The sequence below is a fragment of the Mesorhizobium sp. B3-1-7 genome (assembly GCF_006439385.1).
GTDB lineage: Bacteria > Pseudomonadota > Alphaproteobacteria > Rhizobiales > Rhizobiaceae > Mesorhizobium.
Genome location: NZ_VFTL01000001.1, coordinates 235,162 through 258,144, shown reverse-complemented (window position 1 = coordinate 258,144; position 22,983 = coordinate 235,162). Strand labels below are relative to the sequence as shown.

Below are 22,983 nucleotides of genomic sequence, written 5' to 3'. Positions count from 1 at the left end.
GATCACGATATGGCTCCGCGCCTGTCCCCGTTCCTCGGCTTTTCGTATGAAAATGGGGCAGGCACAACGGTTTTTGATTTCAGGCGGCCGAATTAAGCGTATGATTCGGCGTGTTTGCAAGTGACCTGCGTGCCGGAAGGGGGAAGCTACCGGCTTTGCTGAGGCAATTGCGACCCGAGGTTGATGGCGAAGGGGTGTTCGGGCATCTACCGTCGGCAATGAGAAAAATAGAAGCAACATGGGGTAGATGTTGCGATGGGCCTGTTTGACAGAACTCTGGAATACATAGACCAGTTGCAGCATGCTGGCACCGCGGCCGCGGTCTGCGAGAGGCTGCTCGGCGTCACCTCGAACTTCGGCCTGACCGCATTGATGGCGGGAACCGTGCCGCAGCCGGGCACGCCGCGTGGCCGGCAGAAACAGCATGTGATGCTTTGCGATTGGCCCGGCGATTGGCTGGAGCGCTATGTGGCGCGCAACTATGTCGACTACGATCCGGTCGTCAGTCACATGAAGCAGCTTCAGGCGCCGTTCCAATGGCGGGACGCTTCAAAAAACGCCCTGATCGACAAGAGCAGCGATGAAGTCATGGGCGACGCCCGCGAGTTCAAGCTGCGCGACGGCCTGGCATTTCCGCTGGTCACGCTCGACGGCCAGATCGTCATGGTCTCGCTGGGTGGCGAATCCGTTGACTTGTCGGATGCGGAATTCGGAATGGTGTCGCTCGCATCGACCTATGCGATCGGCCGCGCCATGCAACTGCACACCAAGGCCGAGAGCGTCATCGATCACATAGAATTGACGGCGCGTGAGCGGGAATGCCTGCAATGGGCCGCAGTCGGCAAGTCTGAATGGGAGATATCTCAAATTTTAGGCATCTCGGAACACACATCCGAGAAACATCTTCTTAACGCCAAGAGCAAACTGGGCGCAGCCAACCGGGTGCAGGCAGTCGCGGAGGCGATTAGACGTGGCTATATTAGCTAGGTCGGCCGTGCCGACCTAGAAATTCTTGCCTGCGCATTCGCGCAATATTTTAAGGGACATCACGGCCGTATCTTCCTCTTAAGCCTAGGAGACGGCTAATGCTTTTTTCCCTTACCACTCAGGAATTGATGGAACGTCCCGACCTCTGGGAGGCAGTCCATCGCTTGCGCTACAAGATCTTCGTCGAGGAGATGGGATGGACCGATCTTGATCGTCCGGACCAGCTCGAGATCGACCAGTTCGATCATGACGAGGCCGAGCATCACCTCGTCATCCGCAATGGCGAACTGGCTGGCTACCAGCGGATGCTGCCGACCACACGGCCGCATCTGCTCACGGACGTGCTGTCGGATCTCTGCGAGGGACCGTCTCCCTCGGGGCCGAATGTCTGGGAACTGACCCGCTACGCGGTGGCTCCGGGTTTTCGCGACGGCAAACGCGGCGTCTCGACGGTCGGCACCGAACTGATCGCCGGCTTCGTCGAATGGGGCCTCAAGCGCTCCGTCAATCAGGTCATCATCGAGTTCGAGCCGATGTGGGTGCTGCGGGCGCTGCAACTGCACTTCCTGGCAAAGCCGCTCGGCTACCAGCGCACCTATGGCAACCAGCAGGTCGTGGCGACGCTGCTCACCTTCACCGAGCATACGCTCGATGTCGTGCGGGCCCGCCGCAACCACCACCTGCCGGTGCTGAACCGGGGTTATCCCGGTCTGCTCGGCCTCAAGCAGGCTTCGTGATGGAGGCGGTCATGAGTTTCCATCCCGAACCGGAACTGCGCGGCCATACGCTGGTCGTCACCGTGTCGTCGCATGATGGCCGGCCGGTGCTCGACAGGCATGCCTATGCGAGCCTTGCCAGGACCTTGCACGAGGCAGCCGTCAATGACGAGGTCCGCGTCGTCATGCTGCGCGGCCTTGCCGGATGCTTCTGCCTTGGCGGCGACTTCTCGGAGTTCCTCGACGCCACCAAGCACCAAGAGCTGATCGCCGCCGTCACCGACATGTTCCGCATGTTGGCGACCTTCCCCAAGCCGGTCCTAGCCTGCGTCGACGGCGACGCCGTCGGTGTCGGCTGCACCATCCTGTTCCATTGCGACATGGTGATCGCTTCCCGGGGCAGCACCTTCAGGGTGCCATTCGTCGATTTCGGCCTGGTGCCGGACGCGGCGACCAGCATCCTGGCACCCCAGAAGCTCGGCTATGCCGGCGCCTTCCGCTTCTTCTGCCTGGGCGACACGCTGGGCGTCGAAGACGCTAAGGCGCTCGGCCTGGTCGGCGAGATCGTGACGCAAGGCAGCGCCGAGGAAGCGACGCTGGCGAGGGCGAAACAGCTGGCCAAGAAGCCTGTGGCGGCACTGCTGCAGACGCGCAGCCTGCTCAAGGGCGACACGGACGTCTTGTGCGACCGCATCGACCACGAGATCACGCTGTTCCAGCAGGCGCTTCAGGATGACACCACGCTGAAGCGGTTGCAGCGGATCGCCCGCCTGGCTGCCTGAGCACCTGGCTTAAAAACCTCAGCGCCGCGCGAGCCGAAAGGCGCGCGGCGCTGTAATTCGTCCGGAACTGCATAAAAACAAAGAGATAGGCGTTTCGCCGTTTCCATGAAACGGGGAAAAGCACTAGTCCTTCAGGAATTCCGGTCCCTCGCCGATGATCTTCTTGTCGGGCTTGCCGATGGCATCGAGGTCGCGGCCGTCATAGGGCAGGGAAAGCAGGATACGCTGGATCACCGCGAGCCGGGCGCGGCGCTTGTCGTTGGCGCGCACGACGATCCACGACGAGAATTCCTTGTGCGTGCGCTCGATCATCTGGTCGCGCGCCCTGGTGTAGTCGTCCCACTTGCCGACGCCGGCGATGTCGATCGGCGAGAACTTCCAGTTCTTCAGCGGCGACCAGCGGCGGTCATGGAACCGTTCGAGCTGGGTCTCGCGGCCGATGTTCAGCCAGAATTTGAAGAAATGGATGCCCTCGTTGGAGATCATCCGCTCGAAATGCGGCGTCTCGTCGAGGAATTTCTCGTGCTGCTCCGGCGTGCAGAACCCCATGACCGGCTCGACGCCGGCGCGGTTGTACCACGAGCGGTCGAAGGTGACGAACTCGCCCGAGGTCGGGAAATGGTCGACATAGCGCTGGTAATACCATTGCCCCGCCTCGGTCGGCGTCGGCTTGGTCAGGGCGACGTTGCGCGCCGTGCGCGGGTTCAAATATTGCCGCAGCACGAAGATCGTGCCGCCCTTGCCGGCCGCGTCGCGCCCTTCGAAAAGCGCCATCACCCGCTTGCCGGTGGCCTGCAGCCAGGCCTGGGCCTTGACCAGTTCGATCTGCAGAGTCTCGAGTTCCTTTTCGTACTCCTCGCCTTTCATCTTCTTGTCGTAAGGATAGCCGCCGGCGGTGAGCTTGTTGTCCTCGATCCAGTCCGGGAGCACCGGATTGTCGATGTCGAACTCGCGCTCCTTGCCGCCGATCTTGATCTTGATCGGTGCGGTGGCCGGCACCGCTTCAGCCGTTTCCTTGGCCTTTTTCATCCAGACGAACCTTTCCAGTTTGCGGACTCATGCTATGGAGCCTGTGCAGCGCAGCGCGCTTTCGGGCGCAAAAACGCTGTAGCATTTTGATTTTGCGCATGAACCTTCGCGAAAATCGATCCTGATTTTCAGGGTCCCATGCGTCAGGCCGGTCCAGCGAGCCGCTGGCCGGTTGAACGGGATGCGGGGTGGCGCGGGCTTATGGCAGAGACGGGCGCGGGACAAAACAACAGGGGGCAAGCCTTGGCGGCGCGGCTGTCACGCAACCGCTGGCTGCTTGGCGCGGGTGTTCTCGCGGTCCTTGCCGTTTATTTTTTCGCCGGCGTCTCCGTCTATGTGCTGATGCTGGCCCTGGCCGCGCTGGCGGCCGCCGCGATGCTGCCGGCAAATGCCGAACGCCAGCCAGCCGATACGGGAGCAGCGATCGAGGCAAGCGGGCTGCAGCGGCTCTCCGGCGAGTATCTGGCGGCCGCGGTCGCCGATCCGCTCATCATATTCGATCGCTCCGCCGCCATGGTTCACGCCAACGCCGCCGCCTTCGCCGCCTTCGGCGGGCTGGCTCCGGGGATGTCGCTGGCATTGAAGTTTCGCGCGCCGGAAATGCAGGCGCTGCTCGACGGCATTCTGTCGGGTCAGGTCGCCGCCGATGCGGTCGACTACACCGAGAAGCTGCCGGTGGAGCGGACATATCGGGTCAGCGCGTCCACGGTCGGCCATGCCACCGGCCTTTACGTGCTGGTGTTCAAGGATCAGAGCGAGACGCGTCGCATCGATCGCATGCGAGCCGATTTCATCGCCAATGCCAGCCATGAGCTGCGCACGCCGCTCGCCTCGATCGCCGGCTTCATCGAGACGTTGCGCGGGCCGGCCCGCAACGATCCGGCGGCGCGCGACCAGTTCCTGCAGATCATGCAGAACCAGACCGGCCGCATGGCCCGCCTGATCGACGATCTGCTCTCGCTGTCGCGGTTGGAGATGAAACCCTATCTGAGGCCGGGCACGGAGGTCGATCTTCGCCAGACGATCGATAGCGTCATCGATTCGCTCGGGCCGCTGGCCGGTGAGAACGGCGTCGTCATCGAGCGCGAGTTCGCCAACGGGCCGCTCGTCGTTCCCGGCGATCGCGACGAACTGTTCCAGGTCTTCGAGAATCTCCTAGAGAACGCCTGCAAATACGGCCAGTCAGGTGGGCATGTCACCGTATCGATCGCTGGCGGCGAGGATAGCCAACAGCCGGGCTTCGACGTCACGATAAGGGACTATGGTCCGGGCATTGCCGAAGAACACATCCCGCGCATCACCGAGCGCTTCTACCGCGTCGATGTCGAAAACAGCCGCACCCAGAAAGGCACCGGGCTTGGCCTTTCGATCGTCAAGCATATATTGACCCGTCATAACGCAAGGTTGTCGATCAAGTCGGAAGTCGGCAAGGGCGCGGCGTTCACGGTTCATTTGCCGGCTCGCTGATCGTGTATCGGTTGCCAACCGGGATTTTCTTCTTTCTGTCATGCGGTTCGCGTATCAGCGACGGATTGAGGGAACGCACCAGCCGGCACAAACCGGGAAGGCATATCCATGCAGTCCGTCCATATCGCCAGTGCCTATGATGAAGAGCTGAAGTTCCTGTCGAAGCGCATCGCTGCGATGGGCGGCCATGCCGAGCGCATGGTCGAACAGGCGGTCGCGGCCCTGGTGAACGTCGACCATGGCCTCGCGCAGAAGGTCATCCAGGACGATCTCGTCCTCGACGAAGGACAGCGCGAGATCGACGACAAGGCTATCATCATCATCGCCAGGCGCCAGCCGATGGCGACGGACCTGCGCGAGATCGTCGGCGCGATCCGCATCTCGGCCGATATCGAGCGCGTCGGCGACCTGGGCAAGAACGTCGCCAAGCGCGTGGCCTCGGTCGACGGCCGCCAGCCGAATAGCCTTTTCCGCGGCCTGGAGGCCCTTGCCAATCTGGCGCTGACGCAGCTCAAGGAAGTGCTCGACGTCTATGCCTCGCGCTCGGTAGAGAGGATCGGCCTCGTGCGCGACCGGGACGACCAGATCGACGCCATGTACACCTCGCTGTTCCGCGAGCTTTTAACCTACATGATGGAAGATCCGCGCAACATCACGCCCTGCACGCATCTTCTGTTTTGCGCCAAGAACATCGAGCGCATCGGCGACCATGCGACCAACATCGCCGAGACGATCTATTACATCGTCACGGGCGACCAGATGCCGGCCGATCGGCCGAAGGGGGACAAGACCGACAAGGTCGTGCTTCCCGCCACGGTGCCGGCTAAGTGAACCGGCGCCTCTCGAACGGCTTCCTGATTTAGGGTAAGCTCCTCCAGACACAGCGATTTTGTCAGTCGCAGTCTCGGGAGGTTTGCGATGGAACAAGTTCGGAACCTGACCCCGGCCCCAACGTCGGGCATCATTGCATCCAGCGTCTATTCGGGCGGCAAGCGCGTCGCCGACATCGCCGTCGAACAAGCCGGCGAATGGGCGGCAAAACCTGGCCATGTCGTCTGGATCGGCCTGCTCGAGCCCGATCGCAACCTTCTGCTCCGGGTGCAGGCGCAATTCCACCTGCATGATTTGGCGATCGAGGATGCCGAGCATCCGCATGCACGCCCGAAGATCGAGCAATATGGCGACGCCCTCTTCATCGTCGCCCGCACCGCGCAATTGATCGACGGCCGCGTCACGTTCGGCGAGACTCATCTGTTCGTCGGCGCCGGCTACATCGTCAGCGTCCGGCACGGCCCGTCGACCTCCTACGCCGCCGTGCGCCAGCACTGGGAGAGCTGCCCGCATTCGCTCGCCAAGGGCGAGGACTTCGTCCTCTACGCCATCCTCGATTTCATCGTCGACAATTACATGCCGGTGCTGGAGCAGATCGAGGACGAGGTCGAGGCGATCGAGGACAAGGTGCTTTTGAAGCCGATGACCGGTTCCGATATCGAGCGGCTTTACATGCTGCGCCGCGATCTGCTGCGCCTGCGCAATGCGGCGCTGCCGCTGGTCGAGGTCTGCCGTCGGCTGACCAGTGCCGAGCTGCCGCAGATCCATGCCGCCATGCATCCGCTGTTTCGCGACGTGACCGACCACATCCGCACCGTGCAGGAAAAGATCGACTCACTGCGCGAGGTTCTGGCCTTCGCCTTCGAAGCCAGTCTGCTGGTCGGGCAGAGCCAGGAAACCGCAATATCCAAGAAGCTCGCCTCATGGGCCGCCATTCTGGCGGTGCCCACGGCCTTCGCAGGCATCTACGGCATGAACTTCTCCGACATGCCGGAACTGAAGATGGAATACGGCTATCCAATCATCCTGCTGGTGATGGCCGCGATCTGCTCGTTCCTGTACTGGCGGTTCAAGAAGAATGGGTGGCTGTGAAATATGGGAGTAAGGGAGTAGGGCAGTAAGGGAGTAGGTAATAGGGAGCGACTGACTGCGAAACGTAGCGCATGAAGCGCTCTTTCCCCTACTCCACTACTGCCTTACTCCCCTATTCCCCTATCTTGCCCTGCGCCGCTCCCCCGCCGGCTGGAACGCCACCCGGGAATGATACTTGCAATAGGGTCCCGTTTCGGCGGCGTCGTTGCCGCAGAAGTTGAAGTCTTCCGACAGCGGATCGCCGTTTGGCCATTTGCAGGTGCGTTCGGTCAGTTCGACGAGCTGCAGATGCCGCGAGATCGGCACGACCACGTTCTCGACCGGTCGGATATAGTGGCGCGCGACCGGCTCTGCGTCGAACTGCACCTGCAGCGCGGTGGCGCCGATGGTGGCCGTCACGTGACGCGTAGCGCTTGCGGCGCGGGTCACCGATTTCTGCATCGTGGCGCCTTGCGTCGCCTTTTTCTGGCGCGCCGGGGCGGCCGTCGCGCGACCGCGGCCCGAAAGCTTCAGGCGGTGCACCTTGCCGATGACAGCGTTGCGGCTCACTCCGCCAAGCTGTGCGGCAATCTGGCTGGCGCTCAGGCCCTCCGACCACAGTTTCCTGAGAAGTTCTACCCGCTCGTCAGTCCAGTTCATGGGGCCGCGCTCCTGCTGAGGCGTGCGGTAGTCAGAATCCGTTCCCGACCCGGCTCCCGCCGGGCAAACGACACCACATATACCGGGTGATTAGGTCCGCCGCACGAAATCTAGTTATTTCTCGACTACAAATACCTTATGCGCTGACTCGGTGACAAGAGTCCCCAGGGCAACACGATTCGGTTTTTTCGGTTTTCCCCAACTTGCCGGTCTACTTATGAGCCGGCGTGGCGTCGGAGGTTCGCCACGCGCTTCTGCGTGACGTTTTCGTTGACTTCATGGCCGAAAAACATGATAAGCCGCAAAGGCCGCCGCATTGGCGGCTTTTTTGATTTCCGGTTCCGGAGACGCATATAATGAGCGGTTCGGCGCTTTACGAGACCTTTGCTCGCGCCCCCCTGGCTTTCGACCGCGGGGAGGGGACCTGGCTGGTCACCGACAAGGGCGAGCGATATCTCGACTTCGCGGGCGGCATCGCGGTGAATTCGCTGGGCCACAGCCATCCGCATCTGGTGGCGGCGCTCACCGAGCAGGCCGCCAAGCTGTGGCACGTCTCCAACCTCTATGAGATCCCGGAACAGCGCCGGCTGGGCGAGCGGCTGGCCGAAGCGACCTTCGCAGACAAGGTGTTCTTCACCAATTCCGGTGCCGAGGCGCTGGAATGCGCCATCAAGACGGCCAGGCGCTATCAATTCGTCAACGGCCATCCCGAGCGTTTCCGCATCATCACGTTCGAGGGTGCCTTTCACGGCCGCACGCTGGCGACGATCGCCGCCGGCGGCCAGTACAAATATCTCGAAGGCTTCGGCCCGAAGGTCGAGGGGTTCGACCAGGTGGCTTTCGACGACATCGACGCCGCGGAAAAGGCGATAACGCCGGAGACCGCGGCGATCCTGATCGAGCCGGTGCAAGGCGAGGGCGGCATACGGCCGGTGCCGACGCAGTCCTTGAAGCGGCTGCGGCAACTCTGCGACAAGCATGGCCTGCTTTTGATCTTCGACGAGGTCCAGTGCGGCATCGGCCGCACCGGCAAGCTGTTCGCGCATGAATGGACAGGCGTCACGCCCGACCTGATGGCAATCGCCAAGGGCATCGGCGGCGGCTTTCCGATGGGCGCCTGCCTTGCCACCGACGAGGCGGCGACCGGCATGACGGCCGGCGTGCACGGCACCACCTTCGGCGGCAATCCGTTGGCGATGGCCGTCGGCAACGCCGTGCTCGACATTGTCCTGGCCGACGGCTTCCTCGAGGACGTGCAGCGCAAGGCGCTGCTTCTGAAGCAGGGCCTTGCGGCGGTGGCCGATGAATTCCCCGACGTCATCGAGGGCATCAGGGGAACCGGCCTTATGCTCGGCCTGAAATGCGCCATGCCCAACACCAAGGTGAACATGGCGCTGCGCGATCAGCACCTGCTTGCCGTGCCGGCGGGCGACAACGTCATCCGCCTCCTGCCGCCGCTCACCGTCACCGACGAGGAGATCGGCGAGGCGCTGGAGCGCATTCGCGGCGGCGCCAAGAGCCTGACCGACGCGATTGCGGCCGAAGCCGCCAAATAATTTCTGGAACCTGCCGATGAGTGTTCGCCACTTCACCGATCTATCCGCCGTTTCCGCAGGCGACCTGCGCATCATGCTGGACGACGCGGTGGCGCGAAAGACCAGGCTCAAGGCGGGCGAGCGTTCAAAACCGCTCGATGGCAAGGTGCTGGCCATGATCTTCGACAAGCCGTCGACGCGCACGCGCGTTTCCTTCGATGTCGGCATGCGCCAGCTCGGCGGCGAGACCATCATGCTGACCGGCACCGAGATGCAGCTCGGCCGGTCGGAGACGATCGCCGACACGGCAAAGGTGCTGTCGCGTTACGTCGACGCCATCATGATCCGCACCACCTCGCATGACCGGCTGCTGGAGCTCACCGAGAACGCCACCGTTCCGGTGATCAACGGGCTGACCGACGACACGCACCCCTGCCAGCTCATGGCCGACATCATGACCTTTGAGGAACATCGCGGACCGGTGGCCGGTAAGACCTTCGCCTGGACCGGCGACGGCAACAATGTGCTGCATTCGCTCCTGGAAGCCTCGGCGCGGTTTCGCTTCAATCTCAATGTCGCGGTGCCGGAAGGCAGCGAGCCGTTCGAGAAATATGTCGACTGGTCGAAAGCCAATGGCGGCAAGGTCCGGTTTTCCAGGTCCGCCGAGGAGGCCGTCGACAAGGCCGACTGCGTCGTCACCGACAGCTGGGTCTCGATGGGCCAAGAGCATCGCGCCCGCGGCCACAACGTCTTCCTGCCCTATCAGGTCAATGCGGCGCTGATGGCAAAGGCCAAGGCCGATGCTTTGTTCATGCACTGCCTGCCGGCGCATCGCGGCGAGGAGGTCACCGACGAGGTGATCGACGGGCCGCATTCGGTGGTCTTCGACGAGGCCGAGAACCGGCTGCACGCCCAGAAGGCGGTACTGGCTTGGTGCCTGGGCGCTTGAGAAGGGCCGACCTGACCGCTTCCGGCCCGATCGGGCTCAACTTGATCTGGGGATATGTGATGCCTATTTGCGGGCCATCACGTAAATTGAACGCGCTTCGACGCATGCGGCTCATCGGGTTGCATGGCTGCGCCCCGGAGTTTTGTCATGTTGGAAACCCAGACCTTGGCTGAGCATAAACCCCAACTCGGTGAATTCGGCTTCGCCGGCGACGATCACGTCGTGCCTTACGAGGTCGCGCCGCTCGATGTGCGCGGCCGTACCGTGCAGCTCGGGCCGATGCTCGACGCTATTTTGAGCCGCCACAATTACCCAGAGCCGATCGCCCGCCTGCTGGCGGAAGCCTGCGTGCTCACCGTGCTGCTCGGCACCTCGCTGAAGTTCGAAGGCAAGTTCATCCTGCAGACCCGCACCGACGGTCCGGTCGACATGCTGGTGGCCGATTTCACCACGCCGCATGCGCTGCGCGCCTATGCGCGTTTCGATGCCGACCGGCTGCAGGCGCTGACCGCCGCCGGCGAGACCTCGCAGCAGACGCTGCTCGGCAACGGCGTCCTGGCTCTGACCATCGACCAGGGCGCGCATACGCAGCGCTACCAGGGCATCGTCCAGCTCGACGGTACCTCGCTGGAGGATGCCGCGCGCACCTATTTCCGGCAGTCGGAGCAGATCCCGACCGAGATCAAGATGTCGGTCGCCAAGCTGGTCACGCCCGGCCCAGCCGGCGCGCGCGAGCAGTGGCGTGCCGGCGGCATCCTGGCGCAATTCCTGCCGCAATCGCCGGAGCGCATGCGCGTTCCCGATATTTCCGGTGGCGACGGCGATCCGCGTGACGTTGCGGACCACCCGGCCGACAATTCCTGGCAGGAGTTGCTGGCGCTGCTCGGCACGATCGAGCCGACCGAGTTGATCGACCCGACGGTGGGCGCCGAGCGGCTGCTTTACCGGCTGTTCCACGAACATGGCGTGCGCGTCTTCCGCGGCGTGCCTGTCGCCGACCAGTGCTCCTGCTCGCGCGACAAGATCCGCGGCATTCTCGAAGGCTTTTCGGCCCGGGAGATCAAGGACTCGACCGAGGACGGCGGCATCCACGTCGCCTGCGAGTTCTGCTCGACCCAATACGACTTCGACCCGGCCGAATTCGTGAAGTAAGCTCCTTCCTTCTCCCCGTTTCACGGGGAGAAGGTGTCACGAAGTGACGGATGAGGGGCGGCGCTGTCGCTGGTGAAGATGGCTTCCGCCGTGGTGTCGCTGTCGTCTGCCTCAAGATATCGAGAAGTCGGCGCTGCCCCTCATTGCCCTGCCGGGCATTTCTCCCCGTTGAACGGGGAGAAAGACGCTAATCGCCGACGCCTAATTCACCGTGCGCCTTGTCCCCGGCATATCGAGCGAGAAAGCCGGAATGGCGATATCGAACGTCTCGCCGCGGCCGTTGCGCATCGTGTAATGGCCGACCATGATGCCCGACGGCGTCGAGAGCGGGCAGCCCGAGGTGTACTGGTAGCTGTCGCCGGGATTAAGTTCCGGCTGGTCGCCGACGACGCCGGCGCCGCGCACCTCCTCGACCCGGCCCCGACCATCGGTGATGTGCCAGTAGCGCGACACAAGCTGCACGAACTCGTCGGAGCGGTTGTCGATCGTCACCTGATAGCCCCAGACATAGCGGTTCTCGGACGGATCGGAGCGGTCCTCCAGATAGAAGGGCCTGACCAGCACTTCGATGTTGCGCGTCACTGCGCGATACATGGGCCACTCCGGTTGCCGCTGCGGAACATTCGTTGCGCTTCGCTGTTGGGCGCAGCGCCGACCATCCTGCCAGCCTTGTAGCGCACGTGCCGAAAAACAATGTCATTTAAGTGACACATGACAATGTTGGTGTGCACAAACCGTGCCGGGCGACTCGGGCGCTCTGTAACTGATGAAATGGGCGCATGCGGCCGAGAGCAATTCCAGGAAAAGTGTGAGCAGTTTTCCGTCCGGAATTGCGTGAAAACAAAGAGATAGAGAGTGACCAGATCTCGATGGAACTGACTATCGCAGCCGGCCTGGCTTCGTCAGCCCTTCTTCTGTCCAATCTCGCCAGCATCCTGCTCGCCGCGTCGCGGCTCGAACGGCGGCGTGTCATTGCGCCGCCCGTCGGCGCACAGCCGGTCTCGATCATCGTGCCGTCGCGCGGCGTCGAGCCGTTCACACAGGAGACCCTGCAGCGCGCCTTCTCGCTCGATTGGCCGCGCTACGAGCTGATCTTCTGCGTCGCGCATGCCGAAGACCCGGTGGTCATGCTGATCGATGCGGCGATCGCGCGCTATCCGAAGGTGCCGGCGCGACTCCTGATCGGCGACGACCGCGTCAGCGCCAATCCCAAGCTCAACAACTGCATCAAGGGCTGGCAGGCTGTGCGGCACGATTGGGTGGTCCTCGCCGATTCCAACGTTCTGATGCCGAGGGACTATGTCCAGCACCTGATGGCGGCATGGCGCCCGGATACCGGCCTCGTCTGCTCGACGCCGATCGGCTCGCGGCCGGACGGGTTTTGGGCCGAAGTCGAATGCGCCTTCCTCAACACGCTGCAGGCGCGCTGGCAGTATGCCGGCGAGGCGCTTGGGCTCGGCTTCGCCCAAGGCAAGAGCATGCTGTGGAACAAGCCGATGCTCGATGCCAATGGCGGTATCCAGGCTTTGGCCGCCGAGATCGCCGAGGACGCGGCCGCCACCAAGCTGGTCAACAGCCTGGGCCTGCGCGTCAATCTCGTCGCTTCGCCCTTCGAGCAGCCGCTCGGCCAGCGCCGGCTCGCCGAGATATGGTCGCGCCAGGCGCGCTGGGCGCGGCTGCGCCGCGTCACCTTCCCGCTGTTCTTCGCGCCGGAGATCCTGACCGGCGCCGCGGTGCCGCTGCTGCTGGCGCTGATTGCGGCGGCAGGCGCCGGCGTCAGCCTGCCCACGACGGCCTTGGGCGTGCTGGCGATCGCCTACCTGCCGGAATGCCTGCTGGCCTTTGCGAAGGGCTGGTACCTGTCGCCGCGCAGCGTCACCGCGATGCTCACGCGCGATGCCCTGCTGCCCGCCATCTGGGCGCGCGCCTGGTTCGGCGGCGCCGTCGAATGGCGCGGCAATGCCATGACCATCCGCACCAAGACGATGACCGAACTGGAAGAGCTTGCCTAATGCACGTCGCGCAAAAGTGTGCAGCGGTTTTGCGATAACGACATGCATGAAAACAAAGCCTTAAAGCGCGTCGCCTGAATCCGCTTCAGCGCGACGCGCTTTAAGGTCCTGTGTAGTGACGGTCGCCGCTGCAGGTCTTATTTGGCCGCCTTCAGCGCCTGCTCGATGTCGTCCAGCAGGTCGTCGGCGTCCTCCAGGCCGACGGAGAGCCTGAGCGTGCCCGGCCCGATGCCGAGCTCGGCCCGCGCGTCGTCGCTCAGATTCTTGTGCGTGGTCGTCGCCGGATGGGTGATCAGGCTCTTGGCGTCGCCGAGATTGTTCGAGATCAGCACGATGTCGAGCGCGTTCTGAAAGGCGAAGGCCGCCTGCTTGCCGCCCTTGACGTCGAGGCAGATCAGCGTCGAGCCACCCGACATCTGCTTCTTGACGACATCCGCCTGCGGATGATCGGCCCGGCCCGGATAGATGACGCGGGCTATCTCCGATCGGCCGGCGAGGAAATCCGCGATCTTGCCGGCGCTCTCGGTCTGCTGGCGCACGCGCAGCGGCAGCGTCTCCAGGCCTTTCAACAGCGTCCAGGCGTTGAACGGCGACAGGCTGGGACCGGTGTGGCGGAAGTAGTCGTGCAGGTTTTCGTCGATCCATTTCTTGTCGGACAGGATGACGCCGCCGAGGCAGCGGCCCTGGCCGTCTATGTGCTTGGTCGCCGAATAGACGACGATATGGGCGCCGAGCTGCAGCGGCTTCTGCTGCAGCGGCGTGGCGAAGACATTGTCGACGATCACGCGCGCGCCGATGGAATTGGCGAGCTTGGCAACCGCGGCGATGTCGACCACTTCCAGCGTCGGATTGGTCGGGCTTTCGAGGAAAAACAGCTTGGTGTTCGGCCTTATCGCCTTTTCCCAATTGGCGATGTCGGTGCCGTCGACCAGCGTCGCCTGGATGCCGTAGCGCGGCGCCAGCGTCTCGACCACCCAGCGACAGGAGCCGAACAGGGCGCGCGCCGCAACGATATGGTCGCCGGCCTTGGCGCTGCACAGCAACGCGGCTGAGACGGCCGCCATGCCGGAAGCGGTGGCGCGGGCATCCTCGGCGCCTTCGAGCGCGCACATGCGCTTTTCGAACATGTCAACCGTCGGGTTGGCGTAGCGCGAATAGATGAAACCGGGCTCCTCGCCCTTAAAGCGGGCTTCCGCGGCTTGCGCCGTCTCGTAGACATAGCCCTGGGTGAGGTACATCGCCTCGGATGTCTCGCCGAAGCCGGAACGCAGCGTTCCGCCATGCACGAGTGCCGTCTGAGGTTTCCAGTTGCGCTTCTTGGTGCTCATAGCCCTGCTTCCAGACACAAAAAAACCGGCCGCGAAGTCGCAACCGGTCCATATAGCCTTGCGGCTCGACGGTCCTTTAGCGACTTGTTTAACGTGGCTGCAAGCCGACCGGCCAAATCACCACGGGATAACGACGCTTTAAACCCGCGCCGCGCTTGCGTCAATTGCCGGCTTCATTAAGAGGTTTGTACCAGCAGAGCGGAGTAAGACTTTGCGGCAGACAGGCATTCTTCCCGACCAGGATATTTCCGCGCTGTTCCAGTCCGGTGCGCTGAAGTCGCCGCGCGCGCTGGACACCAACCAGATCCAGCCGGCCAGCCTTGACCTGAGGCTCGGCGACACGGCCTTCCGCGTGCGAGCCTCCTTCCTGCCCGGCCCCGATCATCGGGTCGCCGACAAGCTCGAGCGGCTGAAGTTGCATGAATTCAGCCTCGCCGAGGGCGCGGTGCTGGAGACAGGTTGCGTCTACATCGTGCCGCTGCTCGAAAGCCTGGCGCTGCCCTCGAATGTGTCCGCTTCCGCCAATCCCAAGAGCTCGACCGGGCGCCTCGACATCTTCACCCGGGTGATGACCGATCGCGGCCACGAGTTCGACAAGATCGCCGCCGGCTATCACGGGCCGCTCTATCTCGAAGTCAGCCCGCGCACCTTCCCGATCGTCGTGCGGGCCGGCTCGCGGCTGTCGCAGATCCGTTTCCGCACCGGCAACGCGGTGCTTTCGGAGAGCGAGCTGCGCGACCTTCACCGCGCCGAGATGCTGGTCGCTACCGAGCCGCCCAATATTTCAGGCGGCGGCATCGCGCTCTCCATCGATCTCGACGGCGACAAGGACGGCCTTGTCGGCTACCGCGGCAAGCACCACACCGGCCTGGTCGATGTCGACAAGCGCGCCGCGCAGGATGTCGTCGATTTCTGGGAGCCGATTTACAAGAGCGGCGCCGGCGAACTCGTGCTCGACCCCGACGAATTCTACATCCTGGTCTCGCGCGAAGCGGTGCACGTGCCGCCGCTCTACGCCGCCGAGATGACGCCTTTCGATCCGCTGGTCGGCGAGTTCCGCGTCCACTATGCCGGCTTCTTCGACCCGGGCTTCGGCCACTCCGCCGCCGGCGGCAGCGGCAGCCGCGCCGTGCTCGAAGTGCGCAGCCACGAGGTGCCGTTCATCCTCGACCACGGCCAGATCGTCGGCCGTCTCGTCTACGAGCACATGCTGCAGCGCCCGCAGGCACTTTACGGCACCGATCTCGGCTCGAACTACCAGGCGCAGGGCTTGAAGCTGTCAAAGCATTTTCGCGCCGCGCGCTGAACTGCTGATCTCCCCCTTGGGGGAGATCACGCTCTCACAACGCCTTCACCGCCACCTTGACCGGCTTTTCGATCTCAAGCGGGTTGCGCAGCGGCAGGCCGAAATCCTGCGCTTCGATCTCGAACGTATCGCCGGCCTCGGTCCTGATGCCATCGGCGAAGGAGAGCGTCGCCGTGCCGAACATATGCACATGCACGTCGCCCGGCTGACGGAACGCCGAATATTTGAAATGATGGTGCTCGAGATTGGCGATGGTGTGCGACATGTTCGCTTCGCCGGACAGGAATGGCTTTTCCCACAAAAGCTTGCCGTCGCGCCAGATGCGCGATCCGCCGCGGATGTCGGCCGGCAGGTCGCCGATCAGGATCTCCGGACCGAACGAAGCGTTGCGCAGCTTGGAGTGGGCGAGGAATAGATAGTTCACCCGCTCCGTCACGTGGTCGGAGAATTCGTTCGACAGCGTGAAGCCGACGCGGAACGGCGCGCCGTCATCGCCGATGATATAGATGCCGGCGATCTCCGGCTCCTCGCCGCCGTCCTGCGCAAAGGCCGGCGACATCAGGGGCGCGCCGGGGGCCACCGCCATCGTGCCGTTGCCTTTGTAGAACCATTCCGGCTGCACGCCGACCTGTCCCTTGGCGGGCTTGCCGCCTTCCAGCCCCATGCGGAACATCTTCATGGAATCGGTGAGCTCCTCCTCGCCGCCCTCGCTGAGCTTCTTGTGCATGGAATCGCGCGTCGCCGCGGAGCCGAGATGCGTCAGGCCGGTGCCGGTGAGATGCAGATGCGCGGGATCGGGGTGGTTGATCGGCGACACCAGCCTGTCCCTCTTGTAGGCGGCATCGAGATCGACCGTCTCGCCATAGCCCTTGCGCTCGATCAGCGCTTCGAGCCCGGTGCCGGTGCGCGCGGCCTCCATCGCCAGCGAATAGACGCTGCGCGCGCCGTTGATGATCCTTGTCTTGCCGCCGCCGTTGCGGGCGACGACGCGGATCGTCTCGGCGTCGTCGAGGATCTGGGAGATCAGCATGTTGAAATCCTCTCTCATTTTGCCGGCCGCCCGCGGGCAAGCCTTGACTGGCGCGGCGCGGAGCAATCCCCGCCACGGTTGAAACGCTTCGTCCGGATTGCGTTCGCGAGCCTGGGTCCTTGCTGGACTCTCGGCGCCGACGGGTTGCCGGCAGCTTCGCGATCTGAAACCCGTATGCCTCCTTAAATCCGCTTCCGGCCTTCAGGCCTTGTTCTTGTTGTAGACGTCGAAGATCACGGCGCCGAGCAGCACCAGGCCCTTGACCACCTGTTGCCAGTCGACATTGACGCCCATGATCGACATGCCGTTGTTCATCACGCCCATGATGAAGCCGCCGACCACGGCGCCGATCACCTGTCCGACGCCGCCCATCGCCGAGGCGCCGCCGATGAAGACGGCCGCGATGACGTCGAGCTCGCTGCCGAGACCCGCTGCCGGCACGGCCTGGCCGAGGCGCGCCGCGATGATCAGGCCGCCCAGCGCCGAAAGCACGCCCATGTTGATGAAGACCAGCAGCGTCAGCCTCTCGGTGTTGATGCCCGAAAGCTGCGCGGCCTTGGCGTTGCCGCCCATGGCGTAGATGCGGCGGCCGATGGTCATGCGCTTGGTGACGAAGACGAACAGCGAGATCAGCACGCCCATCACCAGGAGCACGACCGGCAGGCCCCTGTAGCTCGCGAACTGGAAGACCAGGAACAGCGCCAGCGCGCTGCCGACCAGCGTCTTGACGACGAACAGCGGGAAAGGCTCCGCCTCATAGCCATGCCGCTCGCGCTTGCGCCGCGTCCTGAAGCCGAAATAGGCGTAGGCGAGCACCGCGACCAGACCCAGCACGATCGTCGTCATGTGCAGCGTCAAGCCGCTGCCGACGATGGTCTTGCCGGCGGCATTCACCGTCGGCGGGATCAGCATCAGCGGGCCGATGACGTCCGGGATGAAGCCGGAGCTCAGCGCCTTGAAGTCGGGCGGAAGCGGGCCGACCGAAGAGCCGCCGCCGAGCAGCGCTTGGCAGATGCCGCGGAAGATCAGCATGCCCGCCAATGTCACGATGAAGCTCGGTATCCGGTGATAGGCGATCCAGTAGCCTTGCGCGGCGCCGATGAGGCCGCCGACGATCAGGCAGATGATCGAAACCACCAGCGGATTCGAGAATATCCCGAGCGGCCAGATCACCATCATCATCGCGGCGAGCGCGCCGATGAAACCGGCGACCGATCCCACGCTGAGGTCGATATAGCCGGCGACGATGACCAGGAGCATGCCGAGCGCCATCACGATGATGAACGAGTTCTGCTGCACCAGATTGCTGAGGTTGACCGGTTTGAACAGCGTTCCCGACGTCGTGTACTGGAAGAACAGCATGATGACGATCAGCGCGATGATCAGGCCGTATTCGCGCAGATTCGTCGTCAGCGCCGAGACGGCGATGCGCTGTCCCTGCTTGACGTCCTCGGCGACGCCGCTTTGCGGCGCGGGAGCGCTGTCTGTGCTCATGATGCTTTTCCTTCTCCGCGAACGATGGCGCGCATGATTTTTTCCTGGCTTGCGTCGCTTGCCGCCATTTCGCCGACGATACGCCCTTCATTCATGACATAGATGCGGTCGGAGATGCCGAGCAGTTCAGGCATTTCCGACGAGATGACGATGATCGCTTTGCCCTCGGCGGCGAGGCGCGCGATGATCGTATAGATTTCGTACTTCGCGCCGACGTCAATGCCGCGGGTCGGCTCGTCCATGATCAAAACCTCCGGATCGGCGAACAGCCATTTGGACAGCACCACCTTCTGCTGGTTGCCGCCCGAAAGGTTGCCGGTGAGCTGGTAGACGCTGGAGGCGCGGATATTGGTCTTCTTGCGATAGTCGTTGGCGACGCTCATCTCGCGCATGTCGTCGATGACGCCGCGGCTCGAAACGCCGCCCAGATTGGCCAAAGTCACATTGTGCTTGATGTGGTCGATGAGGTTGAGGCCGTAGGTCTTGCGGTCCTCGGTGACATAGGCGATGCGGTTCTCCACCGCCTTGCTCACTGTCGAAAGATCGAGCGGCTTGCCCCTGAGCAGCACCTCGCCGCTGATGCGCCGACCGTAGGTGCGGCCGAACAGGCTCATAGCGAATTCGGTACGGCCGGCGCCCATCAGCCCGGCGATGCCGACAACCTCGCCCTTGCGCACATTGATATTGATGTTCTTGATCACCTGCCGCTCGGCATGGATCGGGTGGTAGACCGACCAGTCCTTGACCTCGAAGATGACCTCGCCGATCTTCGGCTCGCGCGGCGGGTAGCGGTCGTCGAGCGAGCGGCCGACCATCGAGGTGATGATGCGGTCTTCCGAGATGTCCTTCCTCGGCAGGGTCTCGATGGTGCGCCCGTCGCGGATCACCGTCACCTTGTCGGCGACGCGATTCACCTCGTTGAGCTTGTGCGAGATCAGGATCGAGGTCATGCCCTGGCGCTTGAACTCGAGCAGGAGGTCGAGCAGCGCCTGGCTGTCCTTTTCGCTGAGCGACGCCGTCGGCTCGTCGAGGATCAGAAGCTTCACTTCCTTGCTCAGCGCCTTGGCGATCTCGACCAGCTGCTGCTTGCCGACGCCGATGTTGGTGATCAGCGTCTTGGGGTCTTCCTTGAGGCCGACCTTCTTGAGCAGGGCGCTGGTGCGCGTCTCGTTGGCGTCCCAGTCGATGACGCCGTAGCTGGCGTGCTCGTTGCCGAGGAAGATGTTTTCCGCGATCGACAGCATCGGCACCAGGGCAAGCTCCTGGTGGATGATGACGATGCCGATATGCTCGCTGTCGTGAATGCCTTTGAAATTGCATTCCTGGCCGCGGAAGATGATCTGGCCGTCATAGGTGCCGGACGGATAGACGCCCGACAGCACCTTCATCAGCGTCGACTTGCCGGCGCCGTTCTCGCCGACGATGGCGTGGATCTCACCTTCCTCGACGCTGAGATTGACGTTCGACAACGCCTTCACGCCGGGAAACGTCTTGGTGATGTCGCGCATCTCCAAAATCGTCGAGGCCATCAGGATCTGCTCCCTGGCGCACGGCTCCCAATCGGCATCGATCGTGGAAAGGCCTGTGCGCAAAATCAACATACTGCGGCGGCTTCGCGTTGCGGATCGGCGCGTGACGCTGCAGAAGCCTGCAAAAACAATACCGGGGTCGGCTCTGAACGAAAAGGGGCCCTGCGTTGCGCAGGACCCCTCCCTTCGAGGCTGGATTACTTCAGCTCGTCGGCCTTGATGTAGCCGGAGTCGACGACCTGCGCCTGATAGTTCGACTTGTCGACCTCATGCGGCGTCAACAGGATCGACGGAACGACCTTGACGTCGTTGTTGTAGGTCTTTTCGTCGAGGCCGTCCGGCTTGCCGCCGGAGAGCACCTTGTCGACCAGCTGCACGGTGGCCTTGGCCAGTTCGCGGGTGTCCTTGAACACGGTCGAATACTGCTCGCCCGAGATGATCAGCTTGACAGAGGCGGTTTCGGCGTCCTGGCCGGTCACGATCGGCCAGGGCTGCGCTTCCGTGCCGTAGCCGACGGCGCGCAGCGAGGCGGTGATGCCGCGCGACAGGCCGTCATAGGGCGACAGAACGCCATCGACGCGGCTGCCGTCCGAATAGTTGGCCGAAAGCAGGTTGTCCATGCGCGCCTGGGCGGTAGCGGCGAGCCAGCGCAGCGTGCCGACCTTGTCCATGCCCGTCTGGCCGGACTTGATCTTGATCGAGCCGTCATCGATCAGCGGCTGCAGGACCGACATGGCGCCGTTGTAGAAGAAGAAGGCGTTGTTGTCGTCCGGCGAGCCGCCGAACAGCTCGACGTTCCACGGCTTGGTGTTCGGGAAACGTTCCTTGAGGCCCTTGACCAGCGAGTTCGCCTGGATGACGCCGACGCCGAAATTGTCGAAGGTGGTGTAGTAGTCGACATTGCCCGTCTTCTTGATCAGGCGGTCGTAGGCGACGACGACGACGCCTGCGTCATTGGCCTTCTGCAGCGCGTCGGCCATGGTGGTGCCGTCGATCGAAGCGATGATCAGCGCCTTCGGGCCCTTGGTGATTTCGTTTTCCAGCTGGCTGAGCTGGTTCGGGATATCGTCCTGCGCATACTGCAGGTCGACGGTGTAGCCGAGCGCTTCGAGCTGGGACTTGACGGCGTCGCCGTCGTTGATCCAGCGCTGCGAGGTCTTGGTCGGCATCAGCACGCCCACGAGACCCTTGTCGGCGGCATGCGCCGAATAGGTCATGGCGGCGATGCCAAGGGCCGCGACGGCGGCCAGCGTCTTGATGATCTTCACGATTACTCTCCCTGGTTGATGGACGCGACACCTCGGGGCTTCGCGGGCCGCGCAACCGAACAGGTGCGCTGGCGCGCCACTGTCGGCTTTATCGATCTCCGGTATCCTCCCAATCGGCCCCGCGGCGCAGTTTAAATCGATACGAATTTGCTCGTTGCCGACCGTTGCGCCTCGGAACGCACGAAGGGTGGGTCCCTTTGACATAACTGTCAAATGCGATCTTTGCTGGTTGCTATATCGAAACTGATATAGCTTAAGGAGCTGATAGAACCCGGACAAGAGACCGAAAATCATGGCGGCATTGCGCGATCCCGATGCGATTTCAGGGAGTTACGAGAAGTTGCCGGGAGATGGCGAGACGCTGCTGCGCAGCGGCCTCAGTCTTCGCCATATGCGCATGATCACCGCCCTGGACGATCACGGACGGGTGAGCGCCGCCGCCCAGGTCATGAACATCTCCCAGCCGGCCGCCTCGCGCATGATCGCCGAGATGGAGGCGGTGCTCGACGTGAAGTTGTGCGAACGGCTGCCGCGCGGCGTGACGCTGACCCCTTTTGGCCAGGCGCTCGCCCGCCGTGCCCGCTCCATTTTGCTCGAGATGCGGGAGGCCGACCGAGAGATTTCCGAGCTCAAGGCCGGCAAGGGCGGCTCGGTCTTCCTCGGCGCGGTGACGGCGCCGGCGATCGAATTGGCCGTGCCGGCGATCCGTGAGATCCGCCGCATCTATCCGCGCATCGAGATCACCATGCAGGTCGAGACCTCGAACGTGCTTGCCCGCGAGCTGATCGCGTCGCGTCACGACTTCATAATCGCCCGCATTCCCGACGACCTCAATCCGCGGCTCTTCGAATCGCGCGTCATCGGCGTCGAGAAGGCCTGCCTCATCGTGCGCCGCGGCCACCCCTTGGCGAGCGGCCGGATGGTGCGGCTGGAGGAGACGGCGGGCTATGACTGGGTGTTCCAGTCCGGCGGCTCGCCGCTTCGCCAGGCCATGGAAAGCAACTTCTTGAACCGCGACATTCCGCTGCCCGACCGCATCCTCAACACCTCTTCGCTGTTGCTCACCTTGGTGATGGTGGCACAGTCCGACGCCATCGCGCCGGTCTCGATTCAGGTCGCCAAGTTCATCCAGGGCGGCGACGGGCTGGCCGGCGCCATCGATGTCGTGCAGACCGAGTTCGACATCGAGGTCCGGCCCTACAGCCTGATCACGGTCAAGAATCGCGTGCTCTCGCCCGCCGCCAAAATGCTGCACGACTTCATCCTGCGCGAAGTGGGGTAATGGAACGAGAATGCTACTTGTGCGTTCAAACCGATCGGCCGCTCGCTGGAGCCCGTTGCGGGTGAGGGAAGGCTGCCGATGCTCAACAGCTCGGGAGGTTTCGATGGAACGTCGGTTGTTTCTGACTGGAATGCTTGGGGTTGCGGGGGCGGCAGCGCTTGCAAGCCTGGCCGGACCAGCCAAGGCGGTTGCCGGCATCCCCAAAGGCAACGGGATTCTCGATGAATTGGACAAGCCGGATCCGGCCATCTACGAGGAGGATGACCAGGCCGATCTGCTGCAGCCAGCTCAGTATTACCGCCGTCGGTATTACCGTGACCGGTACTACCGCCGCCGCCGGCGCCGCGTTTGGAGAAGGGTCTGCCGCCGCTACTGGCGCTATGGCCGGCGACATGTCCGCTGCTGGCGCCGCCGCGTCTGGATCGGCTTCCGGCTCTAGGCCGATAGCAACTACCTGCCCCGGGGCCTACCGGGTGAATCGTTGACTGGGTCTTGCATGGGTGTGCAAGGCCCAAACGTTCGCTTACAAACAGCCGAATTCACCCTCGCGCAAAC

At 63.3% G+C, this 22,983-nt stretch carries 21 protein-coding genes and 1 riboswitch; of the genes, 13 read left to right on the top strand and 8 right to left on the bottom strand.

The genetic code is table 11. From position 1 onward, the window contains the following. Nucleotides 1-255: 255 nt before the first annotated feature. The 3 genes from FJ417_RS01190 to FJ417_RS01180 all read left to right on the top strand — a co-directional run bounded on the left by FJ417_RS01190 (nt 256) and on the right by FJ417_RS01180 (nt 2,485). Nucleotides 256-987, top strand: a complete 732-nt coding sequence (locus tag FJ417_RS01190) for a LuxR family transcriptional regulator (RefSeq protein ID WP_140645277.1) — start codon at nt 256-258, stop codon at nt 985-987. Nucleotides 988-1,085: 98 nt separating this feature from the next. After that, nucleotides 1,086-1,724, top strand: a complete 639-nt coding sequence (locus FJ417_RS01185; protein ID WP_140782178.1) for an acyl-homoserine-lactone synthase — start codon at nt 1,086-1,088, stop codon at nt 1,722-1,724. Between the two features lie 11 nt (nt 1,725-1,735). Further along, on the top strand, nt 1,736-2,485 hold the full coding sequence (locus tag FJ417_RS01180; RefSeq protein ID WP_140782177.1) for an enoyl-CoA hydratase-related protein: 750 nt from the start codon (nt 1,736-1,738) through the stop codon (nt 2,483-2,485). A 123-nt stretch (nt 2,486-2,608) separates the two neighbouring features. Here FJ417_RS01180 and ppk2 read toward each other — a convergent pair whose 3' ends face one another. After that, nucleotides 2,609-3,514 carry a polyphosphate kinase 2 gene (gene ppk2, locus FJ417_RS01175; protein WP_140782176.1) on the bottom strand — a complete coding sequence of 302 codons (906 nt, stop codon included), beginning with the start codon at nt 3,512-3,514 and terminating at the stop codon, nt 2,609-2,611. A 201-nt stretch (nt 3,515-3,715) separates the two neighbouring features. Here ppk2 and FJ417_RS01170 point away from each other — a divergent pair, with 201 nt between their 5' ends. The 3 genes from FJ417_RS01170 to FJ417_RS01160 all read left to right on the top strand — a co-directional run bounded on the left by FJ417_RS01170 (nt 3,716) and on the right by FJ417_RS01160 (nt 6,904). Then, nucleotides 3,716-4,981 (top strand): ATP-binding protein, encoded by a 1,266-nt coding sequence (locus FJ417_RS01170; RefSeq protein ID WP_140647367.1) that lies wholly within the window; start codon nt 3,716-3,718, stop codon nt 4,979-4,981. 108 nt (nt 4,982-5,089) lie between these two features. Next, entirely contained in the window at nt 5,090-5,812 is a 723-nt protein-coding gene (gene phoU / locus FJ417_RS01165) for a phosphate signaling complex protein PhoU (RefSeq protein ID WP_140647368.1), read from the top strand. A gap of 87 nt (nt 5,813-5,899) precedes the next feature. Then, nucleotides 5,900-6,904: a magnesium and cobalt transport protein CorA gene (locus FJ417_RS01160; RefSeq protein WP_140647369.1), complete on the top strand. Its 1,005-nt coding sequence runs from the start codon at nt 5,900-5,902 to the stop codon at nt 6,902-6,904. A 120-nt stretch (nt 6,905-7,024) separates the two neighbouring features. Here FJ417_RS01160 and FJ417_RS01155 read toward each other — a convergent pair whose 3' ends face one another. Then, complete coding sequence (locus FJ417_RS01155) at nt 7,025-7,543, bottom strand: GcrA family cell cycle regulator (RefSeq protein ID WP_140659402.1); 519 nt, start codon at nt 7,541-7,543, stop codon at nt 7,025-7,027. Between the two features lie 356 nt (nt 7,544-7,899). Between FJ417_RS01155 and FJ417_RS01150 the strand changes: the two genes are divergently transcribed. From FJ417_RS01150 to FJ417_RS01140, 3 genes are all read left to right on the top strand, one after another. Beyond that, complete coding sequence (locus tag FJ417_RS01150; protein ID WP_140782175.1) at nt 7,900-9,099, top strand: aspartate aminotransferase family protein; 1,200 nt, start codon at nt 7,900-7,902, stop codon at nt 9,097-9,099. A 16-nt stretch (nt 9,100-9,115) separates the two neighbouring features. Further along, entirely contained in the window at nt 9,116-10,027 is a 912-nt protein-coding gene (gene argF / locus FJ417_RS01145; RefSeq protein WP_140782174.1) for an ornithine carbamoyltransferase, read from the top strand. A gap of 123 nt (nt 10,028-10,150) precedes the next feature. After that, the gene (locus FJ417_RS01140) at nt 10,151-11,179 is read left to right on the top strand and encodes an Hsp33 family molecular chaperone (protein ID WP_140782173.1); all 1,029 of its coding nucleotides are present in this window, start codon (nt 10,151-10,153) and stop codon (nt 11,177-11,179) included. A 201-nt stretch (nt 11,180-11,380) separates the two neighbouring features. Here the strand turns inward: FJ417_RS01140 and apaG are convergent, their stop codons facing one another. Continuing rightward, entirely contained in the window at nt 11,381-11,773 is a 393-nt protein-coding gene (apaG, locus tag FJ417_RS01135) for a Co2+/Mg2+ efflux protein ApaG (protein ID WP_140647374.1), read from the bottom strand. A gap of 275 nt (nt 11,774-12,048) precedes the next feature. Here apaG and FJ417_RS01130 point away from each other — a divergent pair, with 275 nt between their 5' ends. Beyond that, nucleotides 12,049-13,191, top strand: coding sequence for a ceramide glucosyltransferase (locus FJ417_RS01130; RefSeq protein ID WP_140782172.1), 1,143 nt, complete (start codon nt 12,049-12,051; stop codon nt 13,189-13,191). 137 nt (nt 13,192-13,328) lie between these two features. On the opposite strand, the gene FJ417_RS01125 is transcribed toward FJ417_RS01130, so the two are convergent. Then, complete coding sequence (locus FJ417_RS01125) at nt 13,329-14,519, bottom strand: O-succinylhomoserine sulfhydrylase (RefSeq protein WP_140782171.1); 1,191 nt, start codon at nt 14,517-14,519, stop codon at nt 13,329-13,331. Between the two features lie 56 nt (nt 14,520-14,575). Further along, nucleotides 14,576-14,653, bottom strand: a riboswitch (SAM riboswitch). A gap of 77 nt (nt 14,654-14,730) precedes the next feature. Between FJ417_RS01125 and FJ417_RS01120 the strand changes: the two genes are divergently transcribed. After that, the gene (locus FJ417_RS01120) at nt 14,731-15,825 is read left to right on the top strand and encodes a 2'-deoxycytidine 5'-triphosphate deaminase (protein ID WP_140647377.1); all 1,095 of its coding nucleotides are present in this window, start codon (nt 14,731-14,733) and stop codon (nt 15,823-15,825) included. Nucleotides 15,826-15,859: 34 nt separating this feature from the next. Here FJ417_RS01120 and araD1 read toward each other — a convergent pair whose 3' ends face one another. The 4 genes from araD1 to chvE all read right to left on the bottom strand — a co-directional run bounded on the left by araD1 (nt 15,860) and on the right by chvE (nt 21,146). Then, nucleotides 15,860-16,855: an AraD1 family protein gene (gene araD1, locus FJ417_RS01115; RefSeq protein ID WP_140782170.1), complete on the bottom strand. Its 996-nt coding sequence runs from the start codon at nt 16,853-16,855 to the stop codon at nt 15,860-15,862. A 201-nt stretch (nt 16,856-17,056) separates the two neighbouring features. Beyond that, the gene (gene mmsB, locus FJ417_RS01110) at nt 17,057-18,349 is read right to left on the bottom strand and encodes a multiple monosaccharide ABC transporter permease (RefSeq protein ID WP_140782169.1); all 1,293 of its coding nucleotides are present in this window, start codon (nt 18,347-18,349) and stop codon (nt 17,057-17,059) included. After that, nucleotides 18,346-19,878, bottom strand: a complete 1,533-nt coding sequence (mmsA, locus tag FJ417_RS01105; protein ID WP_140647380.1) for a multiple monosaccharide ABC transporter ATP-binding protein — start codon at nt 19,876-19,878, stop codon at nt 18,346-18,348. The genes mmsB and mmsA overlap by 4 nt, the downstream gene beginning before the upstream one ends. A 197-nt stretch (nt 19,879-20,075) precedes the next feature. Beyond that, the gene (chvE, locus tag FJ417_RS01100) at nt 20,076-21,146 is read right to left on the bottom strand and encodes a multiple monosaccharide ABC transporter substrate-binding protein (protein ID WP_140647381.1); all 1,071 of its coding nucleotides are present in this window, start codon (nt 21,144-21,146) and stop codon (nt 20,076-20,078) included. Between the two features lie 292 nt (nt 21,147-21,438). On the opposite strand from chvE, the gene FJ417_RS01095 reads away from it, so the two are divergent. After that, nucleotides 21,439-22,428, top strand: a complete 990-nt coding sequence (locus FJ417_RS01095; RefSeq protein WP_140659390.1) for a LysR substrate-binding domain-containing protein — start codon at nt 21,439-21,441, stop codon at nt 22,426-22,428. A gap of 103 nt (nt 22,429-22,531) precedes the next feature. Next, nucleotides 22,532-22,867, top strand: a complete 336-nt coding sequence (locus FJ417_RS33000; protein ID WP_140647383.1) for a protamine-2 (modular protein) — start codon at nt 22,532-22,534, stop codon at nt 22,865-22,867. Nucleotides 22,868-22,983: the final 116 nt, after the last annotated feature.

Bases quoted from the DNA above. Each gene is read 5' to 3' on its own strand.
- phoU (WP_140647368.1), top strand. From the start codon at position 5,090: ATGCAGTCCGTCCATATCGCCAGTGCCTATGATGAAGAGCTGAAGTTC.
- FJ417_RS01190 (WP_140645277.1), top strand. From the start codon at position 256: ATGGGCCTGTTTGACAGAACTCTGGAATACATAGACCAGTTGCAGCAT.
- FJ417_RS01180 (WP_140782177.1), top strand. From the start codon at position 1,736: ATGAGTTTCCATCCCGAACCGGAACTGCGCGGCCATACGCTGGTCGTC.
- mmsB (WP_140782169.1), bottom strand. From the start codon at position 18,349: ATGAGCACAGACAGCGCTCCCGCGCCGCAAAGCGGCGTCGCCGAGGAC.
- mmsA (WP_140647380.1), bottom strand. From the start codon at position 19,878: ATGGCCTCGACGATTTTGGAGATGCGCGACATCACCAAGACGTTTCCC.
- FJ417_RS01160 (WP_140647369.1), top strand. From the start codon at position 5,900: ATGGAACAAGTTCGGAACCTGACCCCGGCCCCAACGTCGGGCATCATT.
- FJ417_RS01095 (WP_140659390.1), top strand. From the start codon at position 21,439: ATGGCGGCATTGCGCGATCCCGATGCGATTTCAGGGAGTTACGAGAAG.
- FJ417_RS01155 (WP_140659402.1), bottom strand. From the start codon at position 7,543: ATGAACTGGACTGACGAGCGGGTAGAACTTCTCAGGAAACTGTGGTCG.
- FJ417_RS33000 (WP_140647383.1), top strand. From the start codon at position 22,532: ATGGAACGTCGGTTGTTTCTGACTGGAATGCTTGGGGTTGCGGGGGCG.
- ppk2 (WP_140782176.1), bottom strand. From the start codon at position 3,514: ATGAAAAAGGCCAAGGAAACGGCTGAAGCGGTGCCGGCCACCGCACCG.
- FJ417_RS01125 (WP_140782171.1), bottom strand. From the start codon at position 14,519: ATGAGCACCAAGAAGCGCAACTGGAAACCTCAGACGGCACTCGTGCAT.
- FJ417_RS01140 (WP_140782173.1), top strand. From the start codon at position 10,151: ATGGCTGCGCCCCGGAGTTTTGTCATGTTGGAAACCCAGACCTTGGCT.
- FJ417_RS01170 (WP_140647367.1), top strand. From the start codon at position 3,716: ATGGCAGAGACGGGCGCGGGACAAAACAACAGGGGGCAAGCCTTGGCG.
- FJ417_RS01150 (WP_140782175.1), top strand. From the start codon at position 7,900: ATGAGCGGTTCGGCGCTTTACGAGACCTTTGCTCGCGCCCCCCTGGCT.
- FJ417_RS01130 (WP_140782172.1), top strand. From the start codon at position 12,049: ATGGAACTGACTATCGCAGCCGGCCTGGCTTCGTCAGCCCTTCTTCTG.
- FJ417_RS01185 (WP_140782178.1), top strand. From the start codon at position 1,086: ATGCTTTTTTCCCTTACCACTCAGGAATTGATGGAACGTCCCGACCTC.
- araD1 (WP_140782170.1), bottom strand. From the start codon at position 16,855: ATGCTGATCTCCCAGATCCTCGACGACGCCGAGACGATCCGCGTCGTC.
- apaG (WP_140647374.1), bottom strand. From the start codon at position 11,773: ATGTATCGCGCAGTGACGCGCAACATCGAAGTGCTGGTCAGGCCCTTC.
- argF (WP_140782174.1), top strand. From the start codon at position 9,116: ATGAGTGTTCGCCACTTCACCGATCTATCCGCCGTTTCCGCAGGCGAC.